General features: G+C 62.0%; 21 protein-coding genes. 3 read left to right on the top strand and 18 right to left on the bottom strand.

Features of this window, described 5'->3' with window-relative positions:
- Positions 1–55 precede the first annotated feature (55 nt).
- The 3 genes from WG219_14825 to WG219_14815 are packed head-to-tail and all read left to right on the top strand — an operon-like array spanning position 56 to position 4,637.
- A complete protein-coding gene (locus WG219_14825) occupies positions 56–685 on the top strand; it encodes a hypothetical protein (protein WXL24587.1) in 630 nt (209 codons plus the stop codon).
- Between the two features lie 14 nt (positions 686–699).
- On the top strand, positions 700–2,667 hold the full coding sequence (locus WG219_14820) for a large ATP-binding protein (protein ID WXL24586.1): 1,968 nt from the start codon (positions 700–702) through the stop codon (positions 2,665–2,667).
- Positions 2,668–2,672: 5 nt separating this feature from the next.
- Positions 2,673–4,637, top strand: a complete 1,965-nt coding sequence (locus WG219_14815; GenBank protein WXL24585.1) for a hypothetical protein — start codon at positions 2,673–2,675, stop codon at positions 4,635–4,637.
- A 137-nt stretch (positions 4,638–4,774) separates the two neighbouring features.
- Here the strand turns inward: WG219_14815 and WG219_14810 are convergent, their stop codons facing one another.
- The 18 genes from WG219_14810 to WG219_14725 all read right to left on the bottom strand — a co-directional run bounded on the left by WG219_14810 (position 4,775) and on the right by WG219_14725 (position 20,714).
- Positions 4,775–7,054, bottom strand: coding sequence for a helicase-related protein (locus tag WG219_14810; protein WXL24584.1), 2,280 nt, complete (start codon positions 7,052–7,054; stop codon positions 4,775–4,777).
- 135 nt (positions 7,055–7,189) lie between these two features.
- Positions 7,190–7,495, bottom strand: coding sequence for a hypothetical protein (locus WG219_14805; GenBank protein WXL24583.1), 306 nt, complete (start codon positions 7,493–7,495; stop codon positions 7,190–7,192).
- A gap of 69 nt (positions 7,496–7,564) precedes the next feature.
- On the bottom strand, positions 7,565–7,876 hold the full coding sequence (locus tag WG219_14800; protein ID WXL24582.1) for a hypothetical protein: 312 nt from the start codon (positions 7,874–7,876) through the stop codon (positions 7,565–7,567).
- 102 nt (positions 7,877–7,978) lie between these two features.
- On the bottom strand, positions 7,979–9,100 hold the full coding sequence (locus WG219_14795) for a DUF6094 domain-containing protein (protein ID WXL24581.1): 1,122 nt from the start codon (positions 9,098–9,100) through the stop codon (positions 7,979–7,981).
- A 64-nt stretch (positions 9,101–9,164) separates the two neighbouring features.
- The gene (locus WG219_14790; GenBank protein ID WXL24580.1) at positions 9,165–9,815 is read right to left on the bottom strand and encodes a hypothetical protein; all 651 of its coding nucleotides are present in this window, start codon (positions 9,813–9,815) and stop codon (positions 9,165–9,167) included.
- An 82-nt stretch (positions 9,816–9,897) separates the two neighbouring features.
- The gene (locus tag WG219_14785; GenBank protein WXL24579.1) at positions 9,898–10,305 is read right to left on the bottom strand and encodes a hypothetical protein; all 408 of its coding nucleotides are present in this window, start codon (positions 10,303–10,305) and stop codon (positions 9,898–9,900) included.
- 91 nt (positions 10,306–10,396) lie between these two features.
- Complete coding sequence (locus WG219_14780) at positions 10,397–11,095, bottom strand: DUF3275 family protein (GenBank protein WXL24578.1); 699 nt, start codon at positions 11,093–11,095, stop codon at positions 10,397–10,399.
- A 54-nt stretch (positions 11,096–11,149) separates the two neighbouring features.
- A complete protein-coding gene (locus tag WG219_14775; protein WXL24577.1) occupies positions 11,150–12,064 on the bottom strand; it encodes a DUF3577 domain-containing protein in 915 nt (304 codons plus the stop codon).
- A 380-nt stretch (positions 12,065–12,444) separates the two neighbouring features.
- Positions 12,445–13,257: a GTPase gene (locus WG219_14770; protein ID WXL24576.1), complete on the bottom strand. Its 813-nt coding sequence runs from the start codon at positions 13,255–13,257 to the stop codon at positions 12,445–12,447.
- Positions 13,258–13,536: 279 nt separating this feature from the next.
- Positions 13,537–13,815 (bottom strand): uridylate kinase, encoded by a 279-nt coding sequence (locus WG219_14765; protein ID WXL24575.1) that lies wholly within the window; start codon positions 13,813–13,815, stop codon positions 13,537–13,539.
- A 96-nt stretch (positions 13,816–13,911) separates the two neighbouring features.
- The gene (locus WG219_14760) at positions 13,912–14,649 is read right to left on the bottom strand and encodes an ABC transporter substrate-binding protein (GenBank protein WXL24574.1); all 738 of its coding nucleotides are present in this window, start codon (positions 14,647–14,649) and stop codon (positions 13,912–13,914) included.
- A 209-nt stretch (positions 14,650–14,858) separates the two neighbouring features.
- On the bottom strand, positions 14,859–15,251 hold the full coding sequence (locus WG219_14755) for a hypothetical protein (protein WXL24573.1): 393 nt from the start codon (positions 15,249–15,251) through the stop codon (positions 14,859–14,861).
- A gap of 21 nt (positions 15,252–15,272) precedes the next feature.
- Positions 15,273–15,485 (bottom strand): hypothetical protein, encoded by a 213-nt coding sequence (locus WG219_14750; GenBank protein ID WXL24572.1) that lies wholly within the window; start codon positions 15,483–15,485, stop codon positions 15,273–15,275.
- 330 nt (positions 15,486–15,815) lie between these two features.
- On the bottom strand, positions 15,816–16,061 hold the full coding sequence (locus WG219_14745) for a hypothetical protein (GenBank protein ID WXL24571.1): 246 nt from the start codon (positions 16,059–16,061) through the stop codon (positions 15,816–15,818).
- A gap of 523 nt (positions 16,062–16,584) precedes the next feature.
- Positions 16,585–18,597: a DNA topoisomerase III gene (locus WG219_14740; GenBank protein WXL24570.1), complete on the bottom strand. Its 2,013-nt coding sequence runs from the start codon at positions 18,595–18,597 to the stop codon at positions 16,585–16,587.
- A gap of 275 nt (positions 18,598–18,872) precedes the next feature.
- Positions 18,873–19,316 (bottom strand): single-stranded DNA-binding protein, encoded by a 444-nt coding sequence (locus tag WG219_14735; protein ID WXL24569.1) that lies wholly within the window; start codon positions 19,314–19,316, stop codon positions 18,873–18,875.
- A 73-nt stretch (positions 19,317–19,389) separates the two neighbouring features.
- Positions 19,390–19,917 (bottom strand): DUF3158 family protein, encoded by a 528-nt coding sequence (locus tag WG219_14730; protein WXL24568.1) that lies wholly within the window; start codon positions 19,915–19,917, stop codon positions 19,390–19,392.
- Entirely contained in the window at positions 19,914–20,714 is an 801-nt protein-coding gene (locus WG219_14725) for a TIGR03761 family integrating conjugative element protein (GenBank protein WXL24567.1), read from the bottom strand. Before WG219_14725 ends, WG219_14730 begins: the two co-directional genes overlap by 4 nt.
- Positions 20,715–20,959 lie beyond the last annotated feature (245 nt).

Below are 20,959 nucleotides of genomic sequence, written 5' to 3'. Positions count from 1 at the left end.
TGGGTCGATGGAATTTGGCGACTACCAAATTAGGTTCTAGGAGAAACAAAGCGGCATGACGATTCGGTCACCTCATCGCGATGCACTGCGAATTTTGTTCGTCTTAAGAGCAGGAGGCAGCCCTGTCGAACCACCGACGGCTGAGCATGCTCTCGTCTTCAAAGGCGAAGCACGTCTACAAGCTTTCGATTTTTGGATGCGAAATCCAGACTATCTTGCGGCGGAGTTGCTTGATTTGTTCGCAGAGACAAAGGACAAGAGCTACTACAAAGCAGCGCAGGTGATCTTGGACGACGAGGAGCCTGACCTCCGCCGTGTTCCTATGGTTCGGTACTTCTTTGGTGCCTATGAGCGGCTGGATGATGCCCTCTCGCTGCTAAGGTCCCGGGATCTGATTCGCATCACTGGCACCAAGGGAGCCAAAAACAAGGTCTTGGAGACAGATTTCGTTCTTACGAAGTCCGGCTATGACGTCTGCTCGACCGCAGTGTCGCAGGAGCCCATTCTTCAATGGTATGCGGATAGGGCTGCATTGGTAGCCAAGATCGCGGGTCCTATGGGTGGGACAGCTTTGAAACAAAAACAGTATCAGCGCGCGAGCTACGCAGAAACCAAGTTGGGCGGAGTTATCCCGGCCATCACCGAAGATGTACGAGTTCGCCTGATACAGCTGAAATCCGTGTAACGATGGGGAGAAATATGGCAAAACCCAAGGAAGAATGGCTGCGCGCGATAGCAAATCGAGCAGAAGTGGAGACTGCCGCAGTTGAGGGCGTCCTTTCCGCTCACCGAATTCAACCATCACCTGTACTTGCCCAGCCTCGCAGACTTGTTCTGCGAGAGATCGAGTTTTCTGGCGAGAAAGATGGCATCGCGAATGCTGGCCCTTTCGCGTTTTCCTGGACGGCCCTTGATCACGGTCTGTGGGCCATGCTTTCTGAGCATAACCTACGGGGCAAATCAACCATCATCGAAATTGTTCGATGGATGATAAGAGGAAGACCATCAAGCAACTTGCAAGACGATGTGCGACGATGGGTTCATGCCGTGAGGCTGGGATTCCTCCTTGATTCAGACGAATACGAGATCGTTGCCAGAACTCAGGGTGAGCCTATCGGCAGCCTGTACCGTATTCGTGCGCCCAGCCCTAGCGGAGGCAAACCGGGGAAAACCGTTCTTGCCGACTTTGCTACCGATGGCGAGTTCGAAGCAGTCATGGCAGATTTCTTCATGCGCACGTTCGCGATGGATCCGATATCGACTTGGCGACAGGGAAAAGAAGACGAAGGTCAATCGGTAACACATAGCTGGGTATCCTTTTCAGGCGCCATGTTCATCGGCACTAACTACGAGGTACTCCTTGGCGACATGCCCGTCACCACTGGCCTCACATCGCGGTTAATGCAGATGTACCTCGGCGTTCCGTGGGTTTCAACACTCGCTGCTGCGAAGACCGCGCACCAGATCGTTGAGCAAGCTGTTCAAGTTTTTGCGAGAAAAAATGAACAGGGGCATGAGGCAAGCAAAGAGCGCATTGCAAGCATTAGCGCCCAACTGGCAGAGAAACGTGCCGACCTAGCGAAGATTCCAAGCGATGAGGCCTTGCGCAACGCCATTGATGCGGATGCGGCCGAGCTAGCTGATATTCGTCGCCAAGAACGAGCCATGGTCGAACATGCGGAACGCGCCGTTGCCGCGCTCCGAGAACTCACGGCCATTCATCAGGAGGATCGGCGGGACCTTCAGACACACATGGATGCCATGTCCGCAATGGCAGTGTTTCGTCGTCTGGAACCCAAGTGTTGCCCTCGTTGCGACCACACGATCTCCAAGGTGAAGAAGGAACTTGAAAGTTCCAACCACTCATGCTCTGTTTGCGGTGAGTCGATCACGAGCTCCGAAGATGGCGAGACGATCAAGGCTGAGCTGCAGGAGCGGGTTGCGGAATCTGATTCCGCAGTAGCGCGCGCCTCGACCAAAAAAGAAGAAGTGGAGGCTGACTTAGCCACCCTTCGAGAAAAAATTGACATCTTGCAAAGTCGTCTTGAATCAGCTTCTAAAGAGCTAGGTTCCGCAGTGCGACGGCAAGAGGTCGCAATAGCCGTAGCTGCTCTGGAAGGTCGGCTGGCGGAGGCCTCAATAAGCCCAGTTGCACAAGCTGACAACCGAAGCGACGAACTGAAAATTCTGTCTGCTGTCGTGGCGGAAACAGAGGCTCGGGTTAAGGCCGTGAGAGATGGTTTGCTCACCGATGTTTCTGCACGCCTGGTTGAATACGCCAAGGCCTTCGGAATGGAGAACTTGTTGGAGGCGTCACTGAAGGGAAACGCAGCTCTATCTTTGGTCAAAGGAGGAGTGCCCACGAGCTACAGCAAGGTAACGGAAGGCGAGAAGTTACGTCTGAAGGTGGCGACCGTTCTTGCGATGATTGAAATCTCTGAAGCGCGGGGTATTGGTCGGCACCCGGGATTGCTCATGATTGATTCGCCCGCTGCTCAAGAAGTATCCCCTGTCGACGTCGATCACCTTATTGCGGGGCTTCAGGAAGTTTTTACCAAGCTGCCGCATTTTCAAGTGTTTGTTGCCGGTATCTCGTCCAAGGCTATAACCGATCACATACCGGAGACGAATCGCCGTGAGGTTGCCGGCAATGCGTTCCTGTGGTGACCAACATGCATCCGATTGAAGCAGAACTTATAGAGGCCGTGAAGAGCGGGCGGGACTGGCAGTTGGAAGATCTTGGCGGGATCACGAAGCTTGCGTCGGCAGCACGATCGCTCGGTAGCACGCCCATGATGCCCGAACTGCTTCACCCGCTTGTGTTGGGGTGGAACGATGCAAAAACAGCAGATCGGGACGTGTACAAAGGCGTCCTGCACGATCTATTGGAGGTCGCAACAACAGATTTCGTACTCCTTGAAGCGGTCGATATCCTAGAACATCATCGCCCGCTGCCGGACGACGGAGATGAGTGTTGCTTCATGCTCTTCCTTGCAAAGGCCGCAACCGGCGACCATTCGCTCTCTGGGCTATCGCGCGGCGCGGCGCTTGATGGCGCGTTTCGCTGGGCCGGAGACAACAGGCGCTGGCAACTTCGCTTACTGGACTTCTTCCTCGGTCTTGCGCCAAGCGACGATACAGAGTTCCTGCGGCGGGCCGCCAAGATTGTCGGTGTCGCTTTTTCGCACTGGCGTGACAAGGAGTTGGTCGAGGTTTTGCACAAACTCGCCCAACTCGAAGCGGTCCGGCCCGAGGCAGCATTCGAGTTGGGAATGGCGGCTCTTGCTGAAGCCATGGATAGAGGGGACAGCAACGCGGCAGTCACGGCATTCCGTGACGCCAGAGACTGGTTTGGAGAGTCCGACGGAGTGTCTGATCACCATCCTGAAGCCAGCTTGTACCTCGATGGCCTCGACCTACTCCTGAGCTTCCACAGCGGGGCCGCAAGCGCATCGATCAGTGTCGTAAGCACTCGCGTTCAGCAGCATGCGTTCGAGCTCCACGCCTGGTCCGGAGGTTCCGGCCCTCCGTGGCTGGGGGCGAGGCAGACCGAAGCGGTGTGTTGGAGTGTGTTGGCCAGTGCTGTTGCGGGACTGGCAGGCGCACTTGACGAACCGAGTTGGTGGGAACCGGCTGTTGTCATCGAGGAAGGTCTCCTGTCGGTGTACAGCGCAAGTCGATCGATCTTGCGTCGAGATCAGCACGGTGGCGTCGAAGCGATGGTCAGGCCTCGAATACGTGCAAGTGTCGCCACTCGGGCCGGACAGGTGCATCAAGTTCGCATGTGGCTCCAGCAAAACGCGACCCATGAATGGATTGCGGAAGCGCAGGATCTGATTGCACAGATTGATGCCTTCGTTGAACAGTCAGGCGGTCGGGAAAACCCTCCTGAGGCGGCGAATGAACGGGCCCGGCTCGCCGCCATCATCGCAGGGTCCAGCATTCCAGAAGAACAGAGGAATGTCCTTCTGGGTGTAGTCGCGAACGCCATATCTCTGCAACTTTCCAACATGACAAGTGCCGAAGCCGATGTCATAGAGCGCTGCTGTAACGAAGTTCGTGGGCACTCCGACTACAGCGCGAACACGAACGGGGCACGTCTCTTCGATACCGTGCTTCTCTGGTTGGTTCGTTTTATTTTCAATCGTCTGGAATTGACTAAGGGCGATGACCCAACTGGCGCCTATCTCTTCGAACGCGATGATGGTTCACTGCCTCACGAGGATGAACTACAGCAGGACTTTTTTCGCTGGGTGGCAACGTATGCAGCAGGGAGCGACCTTGAACCGACAAACATTGCGAGTGGCAGAGCCGATATACGTCTGAAGTCTGGCCCAGAACGTCTCGTTGTCGAGGTGAAACGTGAGGAAAAGGACTGTTCTTTCGATGCGCTTTTTAAGTCATATGCAGCACAAACGGCGGACTACCAGAACGTCAGCATCCGATTAGGCGTACTGTTGGTGCTCGACTTGGCGACACCCAACCGCGAAGGCACCCCGCATTTGACGAGTTTATTTGAGGCTCGCCGCGTTCATCGCTCAGGCGAGGATCAGTCGCGGTTTATCCTAATTGTCAAGATTCCCGGTCGGCGCAAGAGACCAAGCGATCTTACAAAGCTTGCCAGAACCAGCCGGTAGCAGTTGCTCTGCGCTTGTTGGCGTTCATGGAACTTGTTGGGATAAGAAAAAGCACAGCCATGTCCACGTAAGCGTGGGCATGGCTGCAAGGTGGAAATGAGTGAGCCGGCGGCGCTAGGCCGACGATGGCGTGGAAATCAGGCGGTGACCAACTGCCGGGCCAGTGCGACCTCGACGGAATCACCGTCCTGGTTCAGAACATCCAGCCCCGATTCGGGCACATCGCCCGAGGTGGACTGCGAGACCATGATCTTCTTGGCCATCAGTTCCAGGCAGGTCATCTGCGAGGAACCGGCGTAGCCGAGGTAGATCACGCACACGGGCTGTTTCTGCCCAATGCGCCAGGAGCGGCGTGCTGCCTGTTGGAGCGAGTACACGTTGTAGCCACTTTGCATGAACACAATCGTCGGGAACTCCAGCAGGTCCAGCCCCGTCTTGACCAGCTCGGGATTGGTGACGAGCACGTCGATGCCCCGGTCCAGTTGCTCGGCGATCCAGTCCTCGCGGCGGCTGGCATCCACGCTTGCGCGCAGTACCGCCACCTTGAATCCTTCCTGCTCCAGCAGCCCCTTCAGGCGCGACGTGGTGTCGCGCGTGCCGGTATAGACCGTGTAGGCCAGAACCTTGCGGCCCTGTGTCTTCTCCTGCTTGCAGATGTCGATCAGCTCACGCTCCTTGGGGCTGATCTCGAACTCATTGAACTGAGCCGGGACAAACGCCAAGGTGTTGCGCGTGCGCGGATGCACCACGGTCTCCGACCGGAAGCAGCAATCCGGCCAGGCCAATAGCACGTTGAGCACCACACCCAGCAAGGTCGTGTCGCGTCGCGCCAGAGCCTGTTTCAGCTCTGCGGTCAGCCGACCCGCCAGATCGCGGTAGGCCGCAGCTTGCGCCACGTCCATCTGGACTTCACGAAACTCCTCGTCATACGGCGGCAGGACGTTGCCGCCGATGTCCTTGAGCTTGAGGAAAATCGTGAACGGCAGGATGCAGCGCAAGACGCCTTTCGGGCCGAAGCCGGGAGCCTTGACCGTGCGCACCGATACCTTGGTGCCATTGGCTGTCTTGTGCGCCGTGCCGGTGCTCTCGGAATAGATGTCCTTGAGGACGCCGTGATCGCGCATGAACGCCATCGCAGCCGAGGTCATGCTGCCGCTCGTGGTCGGGCGGTAGCCGTCTTCGATCATCCGTCCAGGCAGCGCCCGGAACAGCAGGTAGAACAGATCATCGCCATAGCCGCCCATCAGCGTGCCGGTCAGCAGCAAGGTCTTGCGAGCCTTCGCCGCCAGCACGCCCATGGCCTGGCCCTGGGCACTGCCACCGTTCTTGTACTCGTGCGCCTCGTCGGCGATGAGCAGGTCGAACGTGCCTTGCGGCAGGTAGCGCTTGATGAACTCGGACGGTTGGTAGCCGCCTTCGCCAAAGCCAAACTCCATGTTGGCCATCGCACGTTCCATGCGCGTGGCCTGACGGTCGGAAAACACCAGCTCGCCGTTGCCATCCATGAGGTTGATGAACTCATGGATGTTGTCGCCCAGCATCGAGGCCAGGAAGCCGTCACCGAACTTCTGCATCAGCTTCTGCGCGGTGACCTCCCCGATGGTCGGGATGCGCTTCAAGGCTTTGAGGACGACCGAGGACTGGTCACTGCCGGACAGGCTGCGCGGGCGGATCAGCGTCCACAGGGGCGCGGCGCAGTGGCTGCACTTCCTGCGGGACTCCTCGGCTTCGAGCGAGATCGGGTTGACCGGCTCGCCGTCGAGGTCGGTGATGAGCGTGCCGCAGTCCGGGCAGGCTGCCACGTCGCCGTGGCGGGTGCGCCGCTGGGTGAAGACCGGCTTCCAGTGGAACCCCATCCGCATCCTGACGCGGCCCAGGATGAAAAACTCCTGGCCCGTGGGCTGCACACCCAACTGCTCGCGCAGCTTGATGAGCTTGACCAGCGTGTCCGGGCCATTGAGCACCCAGACCTTGGCGCCGGCCACCGTCTCCTGGATCTCGCGCCGCCACTTGTAAACCAGGTGGGGTGGCGAAAGCACCAGGGTGCGGCGGTAGCCTTCGGCGTTGAGCACGGCGGCCGTGGCGATGCCGACGGTCGTCTTGCCGCAGCCCATTTCACCGTTGACGATCGCAGCGCGCTCGCCTTGATCGACCAGCAGCTCGGCGGCGGCATGGACAACGTCGGCCTGGGCCTGGAACAACTTGCGCTTGAGGCTGGCGACGACGAGTTGTCGCTGCGCCTGTGCTTGACCGGCATAGACCGGCGGGTTGGCGCGGTTGAGAGAGTCGAGCAGTTCGTCGCCGAACTCGCCGACAAAATCCTGAAGGCTCAGGGTGAGAGGGTTGGATTCCGCTTCGAGCAGTTCGTCCTGTACGGGCGCTGAATCGTTGGCGGTGGTGTCGAGATCGAGGGACATGGTGATGCTCCAAAGAAAAATGGGACATGCACCACCCCAGCGGGGCGATGGCATGCCCCGTGATGGGAAGATAGACGGCGAACCGTCGGTGGTTGGACAGTGCAGGCGCTCGCGGCCTACGGTGACAACTCGCGGTCAGTACTCGGACGGCAGCACGATGCGGGTCGCTCTGCGATCTGCTTCGGTGAAGATGCGGATGCTCAGGTCACGGGTGACGACGTAAAACGAATCGAGGCGTTCGCCAGACTCCAACGCAGCGTTGTTCTGTTGCCATTGGTTATCTGCGACGTCGCCCCAGTCGCCACGCATGTGGCGTTCGAAAAGCGGCATGGGATCGAGCCGGCCTTCGTTCATCAGGCGTTCGACGCCTTCGCTGAACTCCAGTGCACCGATCTCGAACAGCCGTTTGCGGCGGTGCTTGTCATGTTGGTTGGATGTCATGTGGCTTCCTTCTGAGTGAAGGGGCTACGGCACCCTTGCGGGGTGTCGGTGGCCCCGCGTTGGAGAAGATCAGTACTCGCTGGGCAGCAGCAGCGTGGTGACGCTGCGATCCCATTCGGTGATGATCCAGAGCTTCAGGCCGGGTGCGACCTGGTAGGAAGAAAACAGACGATCCTCGCCGGACTTCAGCGCGGCATCGTTCTGCCGCCTGTCGCTGTCGTCGAGGTCGCCCCAGTCGCCACCGAAGTGGCGGCGCAGATACGGAATCGGGTTGAGCCGGCCCTGTTGGACCAGGTCATCGACGCCGCAGGTCATGACCACCTGGCCGGGCGAGAAGCGCAGGCTCGGTGTCTGGCTGATGGAAAGTGCTTGGGCTGCCATGGAAGGCTCCTTGATATGGAAGGGCCGCGGCACCCCATCGGGGCGACTGGACCCCGGTGGGTGGAAAAAATCGACGGCGAACCGTCGGCGGTGGAGAAACGATCAGCGGATGGTCAACACCTCGCCCCGCGTGGCGGAACCCGGCGTCATGTCCCAGGCGCGGATGACGGGAACGAACTTGTCGGTGAGGATGCGCGTCTCGGCAATCGAGCCGTCTTCGCGTTCGGTGAATTCCCGCTGGAGCGTCTTGTCCTTGTGGGTGTCACCTTTGACGACGAGCACGCGCCCCGTCTTGGATTGCACGACTCCCGAGATCGCGCCCGCAGCCAAAGCCAGGGCGAGATGCCAGTGGGACAAGGCCCGCGCCGGTGGACGCAGCGTCTGCTGCGCGGCCCCCAACTGGGTATCCCGCGACGGCCAGAGGCCTTGCAGCCTGCCAACCTCATCGGCGAACTGCTCCGGCTCCATCGTCACGCGGAAGAAATGCCCCGGCTCCGCCGGGCTGGTGGGGACGATGTACGGCAGGAACGGCCATTCGCTCGGCAGCTCCTCGGCTTCGACTTCGCCAAGCCCAACCTGCAGCAGCAGATTGCGCACGGCCTTGACGCCATCGGGCGTCTGCTCACGCTGGCGCACCCGCCGTCCGAAGATCACCACCTGCTTGAACTGCGTTTCCACCGCTCGGTAGATGCGCAGATCGGTGTAGTGGCGCGTCAGCCAGCCAACCAGCTCCGCGTCGAGCACGTAGCCGGGGACGATGAAGACCAGCACGCCGCCGTACTGCAGCAGGGGCAGCGTGCGCTGGTAGAACAGTTTTTCGAGGCGGGCACGGCCCTGACCCTGATAGCCAATGTTGCCGTTGACATCCTTGGACAGGTCGCCATACGGCGGATTGAGCCAGAGCAGCCCAAAGGACTGTTTGGAGATCATCGTGTCCATCAGGTCCGCGTGCAGGCAGTGATCGACCAGGCTGCGGGCATGGCGCGCCCGCTCTGCGTCGAACTCGACGGCGAACGCCCTGGCCTGCTCGCGCCCGAGGGCATGAGCAGCTTCGGCGATTGCCACGCCTTCGCCGGCGCAGGGATCGAGGATGCACATCGGCCCATTGGATTCAGGCGCACTGGGCATCAGTGCATTGAGGGCTCTTTCGAGCGTCGGTTCGTCGGTCGGGAAGTACCCGTTCTTCACGAAATTGCGGGCGAGCCGCGGGAACATGAGAGCCATGGAAGTCTCCTGGTTGGCGGGGATGAATAGAGAAGGCGCGCCTTGGCGTGCCTGCGCAGGTGGGTCAAGCCGCTACCGTTTCCGGCGTCCAAATCTTGGCCGGATAGGGATAGGCGGTGAGCACGTCACTGCGGATCAGCGAGCCGAGCGCCTGGGTCAGCGCCGGCACGTCGATGGCGAGCCGATGGCCCACTAAAGGCCCGAGGGCGAATGGCAGACGGGTCAGCATCTCGCGGCTTTGCAGCAGTTCCAGCACGGTTTCGCGCCAGTGGTCGAGCAATGGCAGTGGGCAGGTGTCCTGCACCAACGTCCACAGGCGGTCAAGCCGGTGGTCGCTATCGCGGGGCAGCAATGCCAGTGCGCTGGCGTTGGCCTTGTCGGGCTTGACGCAGCGCCGATCGAACAGCCACACGTTGGACAGCGAACCGAACAGCGTTCGCCGGTAGGCGCGGGTCATGCGCTTTTCCAGGCGATCGACGTTGCCGACGAACACCGGGACGCTACCGTCCTGGTCGGTGATGAGGTGGAACTGCTCCAGCCCCTGCTCGTCGCGCCCGAGGGTCAGGCGAGCCAGGAACTGCTGGACGGCGGTGTCCCGCGCCCAGATCGACAGGAAGATCAGGTTGCCCTGGTCATCGCCGACGCAAGCGTCGGCCATCACGTCCGGGCATTCGTCGATGCGGTACAGCGTGGTGGAAGAAGTGTTTGCGGGCATGGTGGTGTCCTCGGATGAACGGGAACAGCACCGCCCGCAGGGGCAAGTGCTGCCCCTTGGGGTGGAAGTAAAACGCTCTGGTTCAGGCCGTCAGCGCCGTAGCTGGGGCTGTGGTCGCCTTGGGTGCGCGCCGCCGTGCGTGGTAAGCGCGAACGCCTGCACGCCAGTCGGCGGACTGCTCCGGTGCGAGGTTCAGATAGGACAGCGGGCACGAGTAGTAGTACGGGTGCATGGATTCGTCCAGCGGCTTGTAGCCCCACTGGCTGCCGCTGCGTTCCAGCAGATCGCAGCGGATGGTGCGCAGGGACTGGCCCGGTGCGAGATCACGGTGTACGCCTTCGGCCTTGGCCGTCACTTGCACAACGGACCAGAGGACGTTGCCACGCAGCGCGTGGGCGATGACCTTGACGCTGGCGCGCTCGGTCTCTTGCGGTGCGATCAACTCCGCGATCAGTTCAGACCGCGATTGGGGTGAGAAATACCAGCCCATGAGAGGCCTCCTGGAAAAATTGAGCCAGAAGCCTCCCCGGTGGGGAAGACCCCCGGCGGGTGGATGAACACCGCAGATGCGGTGTCCAGTACTACGCAGGTTGCAGTTCGGCCTGGCGGCTCCACTCCTGCGTCTTGAAGTCCAGCGCGTAGCCCAGTTCGCCCAGGCGGACGATCTGCGCGCGCAGGGTGCGGCGGTCGATGGTCGAATCCAGTTTCACGGACTCGCCCAGTGGCCAGAGCAAGCTGAACAGCGCGGCGTCGCCATCTTCGGTACTGCCGGGAGCAGTTGCCGCAGCGGGCGTCGGCGCATCCACGCCGAAGGGCGTGGTATCGACCAGCGGATCCGTGGATGCCTGCACGGGTGCGGGCTTGGCGGGCTTGGACGTTTTGGCAGTCTTGGCCGGTGTTGCCGGCGTTACTGCAGGCTGCGCGCCCAGCTCTTCATCGAGCGGATCGACGTCCTGGGTGGCGAAGCTGCGTGCCTCGTCACGGCTCAGTTTGTCGATGTCGTAGAGCGTCATCCCGTCCAGGCTGGCACGGATCTCGAAGCGCATGCCGCCACCGACCGGGTAGGACTTCGGGAAGATGTACCTGATGATGAATTCCCCGTCGTACTTGCCTTCGGGGTATTGCTCCAGCTCCGGGTCCTTGACCTCGAAGGTACCCAGGTGCGTGGCGAGGCGACCGACCGTGAAGGGGCCGTTCTTGCCGCGGATGGTGCGCAGCGTGAGCTGGCCGGGGACGACGATGGGCGAGACCGATTTCTCGGATGCCGATGTGGCTGCCATGATGGTTCTCCTTAGCGATTGGGAAAACGACAAGGCCCGCGAGGGCCTTGCCGATCAGAACGAAGCAGCCAATGCCGGCTCCTGCTTCTCGACTTCACCTTCGGGCTCGCGCTCGGCGGGCTCGGCAGGCTGATCGGCAGCGGGGTCGGCGTCCTCGGCTTCGGACGCGGATGCGTCCTGGGCTGGCGGCGTCTCGGCTTGCGCGGGGCTCGTCGGATAGACCTTGGTGCCGTCGATCTTGATCAGGCCGATGTGGATCAGCGTCGATTCCAGGCTTGCGGCCGGTTCCCCAGCGCGTTCACCCTTGGTGCGGATGTACGGATCGATCTTCATGTCGTTGAGACGGAAGGCGATCAGCACCTTGCAGTCCCCTTCGATGGCCTGCACGCACCGGCGAACCAGATGCTCGGCTTCAGGGGTGGTGACGATGGTGTCGAAGTACCGATACTCCGGTTCATCGACAGGCCCGGCCAGCGCGGCGACGGTGCAAGAGAGGAACGGGTCGCCATCTTTGGGCGTGACGTCCTTCGGACGGCTGAGGTAGCCGATGCCGCGGGTGATCAGCTCGTGCTGCCTGATCGAAGCCAGTTCGGCCCGGTCAAGCGGCTCGGCCTTGAGTAGGCGCGCCTTGAGGGACGCGGCGGCTTGACCTTTCTGATCGCCCTTGTCACGGATGTATGCATCGCCCCACAGGTCGCCGAGGCGAAAGCGCACCAGTGGGCGCTGCTTGGGATCGTCAACGCCGATGTAGCGCTCGACCAGCTTCTTGGCCTCGGCACCCGAGACCTTGACGTCGCAATAGCGATAGCTGGGGTCCTTTGCGGAACCGACCAGCGCGGCGATGGTGCATGCCAGGAAAGGCTGCGCGCGGCGGCCGCCCCGGACAGGCACTTCACGGGCACGCTGGATGTAACCGATGCCCGAGGTGTGGAGGTCGAAATACGATTTCTCGTTGGACGTGGTGCTCATGGTGAATCTCCATAGGGATGAAGCGGAGACACACCGGCCCCACGCTGCGGGGAAAGGTGCGTAACCCCGCGATGGGTTGATAAGGCGAAAGCATCCACCACCAGAGACTGGTGGCCGCTCGCGGATGGATGTGGTGCGAGCTGGCTCGGTCACGCAGTGGGAACTGCGCCGCAACCTCGAAGACCGATGGTTGCCTGGCATGTCGCTGACAACGTCAGCAGGCATGGGCTCAGCATGGCCGGGCCTCGCGCGCGAGACAGCCATCAATCGGCATCCGGTCGATTCCCTTTGATGAAATCTCCCAGGCAGAAAAAAGGCCCTCCTTCCGAATGGAGGGAGAGCCTGTGGGGGGGGCATGTCGCCTGGTTCTTTTCGTGGTGTCACGCCGGTACAGCGCGGCGCCGTCGGGACGTCTCCGCGCCGATCACGCTCACATCGATCAGACGCCAGCGCCCGTCGTCGATGAGCCGCTCCAGCACTTCGCCGAGGATGTCGAAATACACCTCGTCGTGCCGATCGACCAACTCGCCGTCGCGGCGCAGCTCCACCGCATAGGTATCGCTGCCGCGCTGGTAGAGGATCGTCACCTGGCCGGCGAACTTCGCGGTCGAAACCGTGAAACTGATCGCCGGAGGCGTTTCGATGATCCTGGACGGCTTCGGATCGACCCAGGTGAAGTCGTGGGCGCCCGCATCGACCAGCATGTGGGTGATGCGCCGGAACCCGTCGGGCGCCGGCATTTCCTCCAACTGCTCGATGAGCTGACCCAGTTCCATGCACTGCGGCTCGGGAATGGGCAGCTTGGCCGGCGCGGAGCCGAGGATGTGTGTCTTGACGGTGTAGGGAGTGCCGTCGGACATCATCTCGGTGCGCTCTTCTGGCGTGTCCGCACGCAGACCGTCGAAACGACGACGGGCATAGGGTTGGACATGCACCTTGGTGCCCTCACTGGGAATGCTGGTCACCAGGTTGGGATCGAGTACCGCGAACTCGCTGGGCTTGAGCTTGACGACGATGGCGTCTTCGCTGGCTGCGACCACCTTGCCGTCGAAGGGCTGGGGATCAATGATGAAGCCCAGTGTCGAGGACTGTGGCTGATCATCGAACACGCGGTACTTGAACGACCGCACGTTGCGGGGCACATGGCCTGCGACCAGCGAAGGCATCAGGGTCTTGATAAGAGAGCGATCCATGTGAATCTCCTTGAGGAAGAACAAGGGATTCCCCGCCCGCAAGGGAGAGGTCCCTTGTGGGTGAATGGGCGCAATGCGTCCGTAGGAAGAAACAACCAGCACGGTTTCCCGCGCTTGCAGCCTTGAAGGTCTTGGCTGCCTGGGCATGTGTCGGCAACGCCGACGAACATGGGGCAAGGATGGCCCTGGAGTGAGCCGCCTGCGCTCAGGAAACCGCACCGCGCCGCACCCGCTTTCCTGCGTCGCGACAAGAAAAGCCCCTCGAAAGGGGCTGGGTGGTCAGGCTTGGTACACGAAGTAGTGTTCGCGCTGACGTGGAAAGAACACGTGCTTCCACGTGTCGCCGCCGGTGTTGCCACCGTCGAAGACGACCATTTCGTAGGCATCAATGTCGGTGTCTGCCAGATCGGCGCTGGCGATATGGCGCATGTGCAGCATGCCGCTCAAGCGCTCGAATACCAGGATCTGGCCGATGGCGTCGTCCTGGCCCATGGCGTTGACGCAGGCTCCAAGCTGATGCTCGAAGTCGCGTGCGGGCGAGATGAGGTCGGGGAACATAAAGTGCTCCTATGGAATTGGACCAGCCCGGCTCCCAGAAAGGAGACGGGCTGGCATGGAGGACAAAGAGGAAGGTGGGCGCGTGGTGTGTTTGCTCTAGGACTCGGCCAGCGGCAGGCCCAGCAACACGGGCGCGTCAGCGTCGAGGATGAGGATGCGCACATCGGCCTGCCCAGCCAGTTCCAGGATGTTCGCCAGGTCGTCTGGCATGCCCTTGCTGCGGTGCTCCTGCCGAAGCTGCTCGGCGGTGATGCCCTCGGCGTGCTCCAGGTTCTTGTCCGTCCAGGGTGTGGAGATCAGCTTGACGCCGATCGCCGGGCTGTACGGAACCCGAAAGGCGATGAACAAAAAGGCCTCCGGCGTGGCAAGATCCGCCAGATTGGCGAGGTACTGGTCGGTTTCCGGGCTGATGTGCGCGCTGCTGATCTCCCAGCATCGGCTGTAGTAGCCGGTCTCGAAACTCAGGCGCTGCACGACTTCCCGCGCGGCCTCGACCGAATAACTGTCACCAACGTGGATCAGGCGACCGTCGAAGTCCTCGCCATGAATGGCATAGACCACGGCATTGATCACGCCTTCGCCGTTAACGCCTTCATCGGCATCGCATTCGGCCAGTACCTCGGCACTCACAGGTTCAGAGCCGTTCGTGACCACCGCGAAATCGCTGGTGACGATGCAGGACGATGAAATCAGTTCCTGGTCGGAAAGGTGTTGCTGGCTCGGGTGGATGTTTCGCCAGACATGCGGGCTTCCGTCCTCGTAGCTGATGGACAGCGTGCGGACGATGTTCAAATTCCAGTAGCCGCGCAGAAAGGGATTTGGATTCTGAGACATGGGAACGCTCCTGATTGAATAATGGAGCCAATTCCCGCCACCGGGAATTGGACCCGGTGGGTTGAAAGTGGAAAATGCGTCAGGCAGAGGTGATCGTTGGCTTTGATTCAGCCTTACGCTGGGCAACGGAAAGGAAATTGAGGGACATGACCGTGTAGGCGCATGTCTCTCGTGGGGAACGAAAAGGCGATGGTGTGCCGGAAACGGGGTCACCAACCGCTGTAGTTCAGCATCAAGTCGGCAATGACCTTGCGGCGTTCCAGGTCGAGACCGTCGAAGTCCGACAGCCCGTGGAAGTGGCAGCGTTTGAGCATGGCACCGCCCTCGCGCGCGTTGTAGAAGCTGACCATGGCGGACAGAAACATGCGTTGCCCGCTGCTCAGGACACCGAGGGCGTCGTTGAGCCGCAGCATGTTGGGACGCAGATCCCACTTGCTCTTGGCCTGGTTCAGGCCGTCACGGGTGCCATCGCCAAACCATTCGGGGCCAGCGATCTCGGCACCACGCTTCCAGGCCTCGAAGAAGGCTTGGGGCGCGGCAGCGAAATGCTGCTCTTCCCGCATGATCTGATCGACGACTTCCTGCGGCAGCAGTTGATTCATGGCGTGATTCCTCCAGTTGGATCAGGGAATGGCGAGCTGGGACCAGCCGCCTCTTTCGAGGGCACGTTGAGCCGCCGCATGGCTGCGGAAGTACTCGTGCGATTCCCGCGAAACGGGACCTTCGGTATCGCGCGTGCCGATGTAGTGGCCGGCGGCGCTTTGCAGGACTTCGAGCGGCAGGAACTTGCCGCAATAGGTCAAGGCCAACTGGCCGAAAGAGGCTATGTGGGACATGGGTAGGCTCCTTGGAAAAGCGAGGCCTTGTCCCTCACGGGATGGCAGCTCCCGCACGCGGTGGATAAAAAGCATCGGCGTCACGGGGACGCGCGTCCGCAGACTTGATGCGATACGGACTGGCGGGTTACGCGGGAAGAACCCGCGGCAGCCAGGAACCCATGGCTGCTGGCATGTGCTGACGAATCAGCGAACATGCGGGCAGCTTCATGCGGGGGCCGCGCTGCGTCAGTTGGAAAACGGCATTCGGCCCAGCCCGGATTGATCGGCGCAGAGAAAGAAAACCCGCATCAAGTGCGGGCTGTCAGGGTGGTGCGTGGGTGCGTTGGCTCACTCGGGCGTGTCGCCCAGGACATGCTGCTTCCACAGGGCGAATGCCTCGTCCTGTCCCAGTTCGGCCAGGACCACAATGGGTTGCGCCTGCCGCGCACGCAGCGAAGCGAAATACGCCTTACGGTCGGCGATGGCCTTGAGGTTGATGCCATCGATGAACAGCAGTTTGCCGCCCTTGATGAACAGCACCTTGTTGCCAAGGTCGCGCTCGAACGCGGCTCGTACTTTCTCCGGTTGTTGCATGCGTCGGTTTCCTGTTGCTGTGGCCGTCCATTGGGTCGGAATGTTGATCGGCGAGATAAAGACGCCGAAGGCTCGCTGACCTTCGGCTCGGGAGGAAATAACCACCCGTGGGCTGTTGCAGGCCCGGTCGTCGCTAGAACCGTCTGCTCATCAGCAATCACACCCGGCCCATGTCGTGGCTGGGGCCGGCATCGTCTGGCGCACATCCGCGCACAAAGGGAGCCCGTTTTTGCGCCGGTGGGCACCGGCACCGAATACCGCTGACCACAAAGGGTCTCCGGAGGGTTCGCGCAGCCTGGCAAGCCATCGGGGGACCCTTCGCAGTGGGCGGGAGAAACACAGACCAGCAGAACACGCGGGAGACGGTTCGCGGAAAAGCTACCTTCAGGTCCCGCAGCCGGGGACGGCTGGACGGGACGCGCACACGGACAAGAAGGCGTTGCGCGCTGGGCGACCCGCAGGGGCGTGCGGGACACGGGCCACGCCTTTGAAACAGAGCGCGGCCCACGGGAAACGGAGTCGGTCAGGTGCCTTTGCGGCCGCTGCTATGCGAGCGCGAAGCGCCACGCTTGGGCGTACCGGATTCGACCGGCAGCGTGCCTTGGCAGTCGGGGTAGCGACTGCACGACCAGAATGGGCCGCTCTTGCCGGTGCGCTGGCGCGTCGGTGCGCCGCACTGCGGGCATATTGGCCCATGGGGAAGCTTGATGGACAGGGACATGCTGCCGTACTGCGCGGTCAACTGCGAAATCCAGGTGGCCTGCTTGCTGAGGAATACGTCCAGGGTGAGCTGTCCGGCCTCGATCATGTCGAGCGCCTGCTCCCACACCGCAGTGGTGCCGGGATCTGCAATCGCTGCGGGCACGGCGTCGATCAGCGTGAACGCCGCATCCGATGCGCGAATGGAGCGTCCCTTCTTCACGATGTAGCCACGGGCGATCAGCACGCTGATGATGTTGGCTCGCGTCGCCTCGGTGCCGATGCCCGTTGTGTCCTTCAGCTTCTGTTTCAGACGCGGGTCGGTCACGAAGCGCGCAACGCCCTTCATCGACTTGACCAGTTCGCCCTGGGTGTAGGGCTTGGGCGGCATCGTCTTGAGCGCCTTGATCTCGACCTCGGCCACCTGGCACGCCAGGCCCTCACGCAGCGGGGGCAGCACCTGGCTGCGCGTCGCGTCGTCGCCGTCCTCATCCGCTTTCGGTTCGGCCAGCACCAGACGCCAACCCTTGACGACCACCTGTTTACCGGTGGCCACCAGCGTCTGCTGCCCGCAGGAAAACTCAGCCACGGTACGGTCGAACTCGTGGTGTGGGAGGAACTGCGCCAGGTAATGCGCCCGGATCAGCCGGTACACCGCCAGCTCCTTCTCGCTCAGAGCAGAGAGGTTCGCGGGTTCGAGCGTCGGAATGATGCCGTGGTGCGCCGTGATCTTGCCGTCGTTCCAGGCGCGCGAACGCTGGGAGCGGTCGAGCTGACCCATGATCGGTCGCAGCGACGGGTCGGTCTTGAACAGGCTGTCCAGGACAGTGGGCACCTCGGCGAACATGCTTTCGGGCAGGTAGCCGGAGTCCGAGCGCGGGTAGGTCGTGGCCTTGTGCGTCTCGTACAGGGCCTGGGCGATCTGCAATGTCTCCTGCACGTCCAGCCCGAGCTGCCTGGAACAGACCTCCTGAAGCGTCCCCAGGTCGAACAGCAGCGGCGGGCCTTCGCGCACGCGCTCGGTCTCGACCGACACCACCTGGGCGCTGCCCGCAGCGCGAATCTGCTGCGCCGCCTGCTGGGCGACCGGCTGTTGCAGGCAACGACCGGCGTCGTCGGTGCAGCCGTCGGGCGCAACCCACTGCGCGGCGAAAGCCTGACCCTCTGCGGACAGAGACACGTCGATGGCCGAGAACGGCACCGACTTGAAAGCCGCGATTTCGCGGTCGCGGTCCACGACCAGCTTCAGGGTCGGGGTCTGGACACGTCCGACCGACAGCACGCCGTCGTAGCCCGCCTGCCGCCCGAGCACAGTGAAAAGACGGCTGAGGTTCATGCCGACGAGCCAGTCTGCCCGCGAACGTGCCAGCGCCGAGTAATACATCGGCAGCGTATCGGACGACGGTCGCAGCTTGCCGAGCGCAGTGCGGATCGACGCATCGTTGAGTGCCGATAGCCACAAGCGCTCGATGGGGCCACGGTAGCCGCACAGGTCGATGATCTCGCGGGCAATCAGCTCGCCCTCGCGGTCGGCATCGGTGGCGATGACGAGATGGGTCGCCTTCGCCAGAAGCGCCTTGACGACCTTGAATTGCGTGGCGGTCTTGGGTTTGACCTCGACCCGCCACTGCTGGGGAATGATGGGCAACTGCTCCAGTGACCAGCGCTTGAGCGCCGCGTCATAGACCTCGGGTGCTGCCGCTTCTACGAGATGGCCGATGCACCAGGTAATCGTGACGCCGGAGCCGTTGAGGCAGCCTTCACCGCGCTGTGTCGCGCCGAGAATCCGACCAATATCCTTGCCCTGGGAGGGCTTCTCGCACAAGAACAGCCGCATATCCGTCCATCCGATTTCCGTGGTTCATTGAGTTGCTGGAATCGAGGATGCCGGGCACCGCCAGGGGCAACAGCAAACAAGTCGCAAGCGGTGGCGACCACTTTCACGGGATGGAATGGCTGGGGCGGAGATGGCGTGCAGCTGGGGTGTGCGGGCCGGGAGCCGCGATTTTCGGGAGCGCGTGGAAGCCGGTGGACGTTGATGGAGCTATCCCCTGGGGATAGCTCGCAGGTGCATGGATAGCAGCGAAGCACCGCAACCGCCTCCATGCCGGATCACTTCCTGCGCTTGACCTCCTTCGGCGCAGCCGGTTCCTGGGCTGCTTGGGGCTTCGGCTGCGCGTCCTGCGCGGTCTTGGGGCTGAGGGTCACGGACTCGACGCGGAACGGCAGGATGCCAACGCTGCGCGCGTTGATCTGCCAGGTTTCGCGCGGCTGATCCTCGTTGTCCGTCCAGGGTTCGCGCTCCATGCGTCCGACGACCAGGACGCGCATGCCCTTCTGGTAGAGGTTCTTCCAGTGCGCGGCGTCGCGGTGCCAGATTTCCACCGGTGCCCAGAAGCCGCCGCGATCCTCGAAGTCACCGCCTTTGGTGGGAATGGGGTTGTCGAAATACACGTTCAACCGCAGCAAGCGCCGCGGCTCGTCGTTGCCGTTGGGGAACTCCCGGTACTCGGGCGGGGAGCCAATGTTGCCTTCGCCCCAAAAATGCGTGCTCATGTTGCAATCTCCATGGTGGTTGAAATACCCGTGCCACGTCGGTGCCGGGCGTGTACTGGGGTGTCCGGTGCAATCACCGATCACGCATTCCAGGTGGGATGGACTTGAGCCTGCGCAGGTAGGCGTCTTCCGCCTTGGCGGCCTTGCTGGCGCACTCCTGGGCCTGCCTGCCCAAGGTGTGCAACAGGCTGATCTGCATGTTCAGCGTGATGCGCTGAAGCTCGATCGCGTGCAGCTCGGCCAGCAAGTTGACCGGCGTGCCGGTGCTCGCCATCAATTCCTGCCACAGGGCTACGCCCATGGCTGAGCGGTCGTGCTTGCGCCAGCGCAAAAACGCCGTGCCTGCGCCAGTGGTTTGCTGGGCCAACTCCACGGGCAGCAGGTGGAAGGGATGCCCGACTGCCTGTTGCAGCACCTGCCGCTGCGTCAAGCCAATCAACTCGTCGCGCATGGCGAAGCACTGGCTGGCCCAGGCCTCAAGATCCCCCTTACCCTTAAAAGGCTTCAAAAGGCCTTTTAGAGAGGCAGCGTGTTCCAGCTTCATGAAGGCAGCCTGTTGCAGGCCCTGGAAGTAACGGGGTTCGCGATTCGGATCGCTCATGCCTGCTCGCCCTCGACCTCGCCGGCGCTGACTTCGGGTGCTGCGTCAGTGGCGGGCTCGTCGGTGGTGGCCGCGTCGTTGTGGGCAGGCGCTGCAGCAGGACTCTCAGCACGCTGTTGCAGGCCACGGCGCACGATGGGCGGCGCGAACTTCGAGCGGCGCGTGCCTTCCAACACGTCCTGCGGCAGTTCGCCGAATTTCTCCAACGCCGCCCGTGCTGCGGCGTTCTTTGATACGAAGTCGTCGCGCGTGCAGCCCGAATAGCGGTATTGCTGGGCCAGCGAGAACAGGCTGCGCAGTGCATGGGCGCCCTCGTTGAGCCAGCGCTCCAAGGTGCTGCGGTCGATGAGCGCCGTGTGGTGGGCGAGGATCAGTTTGCGGGCGATGTCGTCGTAGTCGGCCAGCAGATAGACGGCGGCAAAGCCGAGCTGCGCATTGACGAACAGCGGCAACTTGACGGGCTGCACGTTGAGGTTTTCGCCCAGGCTGAGTGCCGGCGGCACGCTCGCCAGCGCCTGATCCACCTGCTCGCGCAGCGATTGCAGCGTGGTCTTGGTCTGGTCGAGCTTGACCTCGATGCGCAGCATCCACCAATCCGAGTACGGGTCGTCCTGTTCCGAACCGCGCCGCATCTTGTTCATTTGGGCGATGTAGCCGTTCAGGCCAACGATGCCCGGTCGCCCCTCGGCGGCGGCACGGCCATGCCAGATGCGCGAAGCGTGGTGCGTGTGAAGCGTCAGCGACATCGCGCTGCGCAGGGAGCCGAGATTCAGTTGCAGAGGTTCATTGGTTGCCATGGTGTCCGCTCGTTGTGTGGAAAGGAGCGGTCAGCTTCGGCAGGAAGCGGAAGGCCGTCAGTCAACAAACCGAAACCTGCCAGACCCCGGTTCAGCGCGTGGTGGCCGCCTGCGGCGCGAGCTATCCCCTGGGGATAGCTCCATGGAGCGCCAACGAACGCTGCACGTCGGGATCAGGGCGGACAACGCCGATGCTGCTGCAGATGTTCGAGGCCAGGCTTGCGACTGCACGGCATCCGCCCCAA

Origin of the sequence: Pseudomonas mendocina, from assembly GCA_037482215.1 — a bacterium.
Classification (GTDB): domain Bacteria; phylum Pseudomonadota; class Gammaproteobacteria; order Pseudomonadales; family Pseudomonadaceae; genus Aquipseudomonas; species Aquipseudomonas mendocina_E.
This window is presented reverse-complemented; position numbering and strand designations above follow the sequence as displayed.

What these genes read in the sequence shown, in the direction of transcription:
- WG219_14825 (WXL24587.1), top strand. Translation starts at nt 56, where the DNA reads ATGACGATTCGGTCACCTCATCGCGATGCACTGCGAATTTTGTTCGTC.
- WG219_14820 (WXL24586.1), top strand. Translation starts at nt 700, where the DNA reads ATGGCAAAACCCAAGGAAGAATGGCTGCGCGCGATAGCAAATCGAGCA.
- WG219_14815 (WXL24585.1), top strand. Translation starts at nt 2,673, where the DNA reads ATGCATCCGATTGAAGCAGAACTTATAGAGGCCGTGAAGAGCGGGCGG.
- WG219_14810 (WXL24584.1), bottom strand. Translation starts at nt 7,054, where the DNA reads ATGTCCCTCGATCTCGACACCACCGCCAACGATTCAGCGCCCGTACAG.
- WG219_14805 (WXL24583.1), bottom strand. Translation starts at nt 7,495, where the DNA reads ATGACATCCAACCAACATGACAAGCACCGCCGCAAACGGCTGTTCGAG.
- WG219_14800 (WXL24582.1), bottom strand. Translation starts at nt 7,876, where the DNA reads ATGGCAGCCCAAGCACTTTCCATCAGCCAGACACCGAGCCTGCGCTTC.
- WG219_14795 (WXL24581.1), bottom strand. Translation starts at nt 9,100, where the DNA reads ATGGCTCTCATGTTCCCGCGGCTCGCCCGCAATTTCGTGAAGAACGGG.
- WG219_14790 (WXL24580.1), bottom strand. Translation starts at nt 9,815, where the DNA reads ATGCCCGCAAACACTTCTTCCACCACGCTGTACCGCATCGACGAATGC.
- WG219_14785 (WXL24579.1), bottom strand. Translation starts at nt 10,305, where the DNA reads ATGGGCTGGTATTTCTCACCCCAATCGCGGTCTGAACTGATCGCGGAG.
- WG219_14780 (WXL24578.1), bottom strand. Translation starts at nt 11,095, where the DNA reads ATGGCAGCCACATCGGCATCCGAGAAATCGGTCTCGCCCATCGTCGTC.
- WG219_14775 (WXL24577.1), bottom strand. Translation starts at nt 12,064, where the DNA reads ATGAGCACCACGTCCAACGAGAAATCGTATTTCGACCTCCACACCTCG.
- WG219_14770 (WXL24576.1), bottom strand. Translation starts at nt 13,257, where the DNA reads ATGGATCGCTCTCTTATCAAGACCCTGATGCCTTCGCTGGTCGCAGGC.
- WG219_14765 (WXL24575.1), bottom strand. Translation starts at nt 13,815, where the DNA reads ATGTTCCCCGACCTCATCTCGCCCGCACGCGACTTCGAGCATCAGCTT.
- WG219_14760 (WXL24574.1), bottom strand. Translation starts at nt 14,649, where the DNA reads ATGTCTCAGAATCCAAATCCCTTTCTGCGCGGCTACTGGAATTTGAAC.
- WG219_14755 (WXL24573.1), bottom strand. Translation starts at nt 15,251, where the DNA reads ATGAATCAACTGCTGCCGCAGGAAGTCGTCGATCAGATCATGCGGGAA.
- WG219_14750 (WXL24572.1), bottom strand. Translation starts at nt 15,485, where the DNA reads ATGTCCCACATAGCCTCTTTCGGCCAGTTGGCCTTGACCTATTGCGGC.
- WG219_14745 (WXL24571.1), bottom strand. Translation starts at nt 16,061, where the DNA reads ATGCAACAACCGGAGAAAGTACGAGCCGCGTTCGAGCGCGACCTTGGC.
- WG219_14740 (WXL24570.1), bottom strand. Translation starts at nt 18,597, where the DNA reads ATGCGGCTGTTCTTGTGCGAGAAGCCCTCCCAGGGCAAGGATATTGGT.
- WG219_14735 (WXL24569.1), bottom strand. Translation starts at nt 19,316, where the DNA reads ATGAGCACGCATTTTTGGGGCGAAGGCAACATTGGCTCCCCGCCCGAG.
- WG219_14730 (WXL24568.1), bottom strand. Translation starts at nt 19,917, where the DNA reads ATGAGCGATCCGAATCGCGAACCCCGTTACTTCCAGGGCCTGCAACAG.
- WG219_14725 (WXL24567.1), bottom strand. Translation starts at nt 20,714, where the DNA reads ATGGCAACCAATGAACCTCTGCAACTGAATCTCGGCTCCCTGCGCAGC.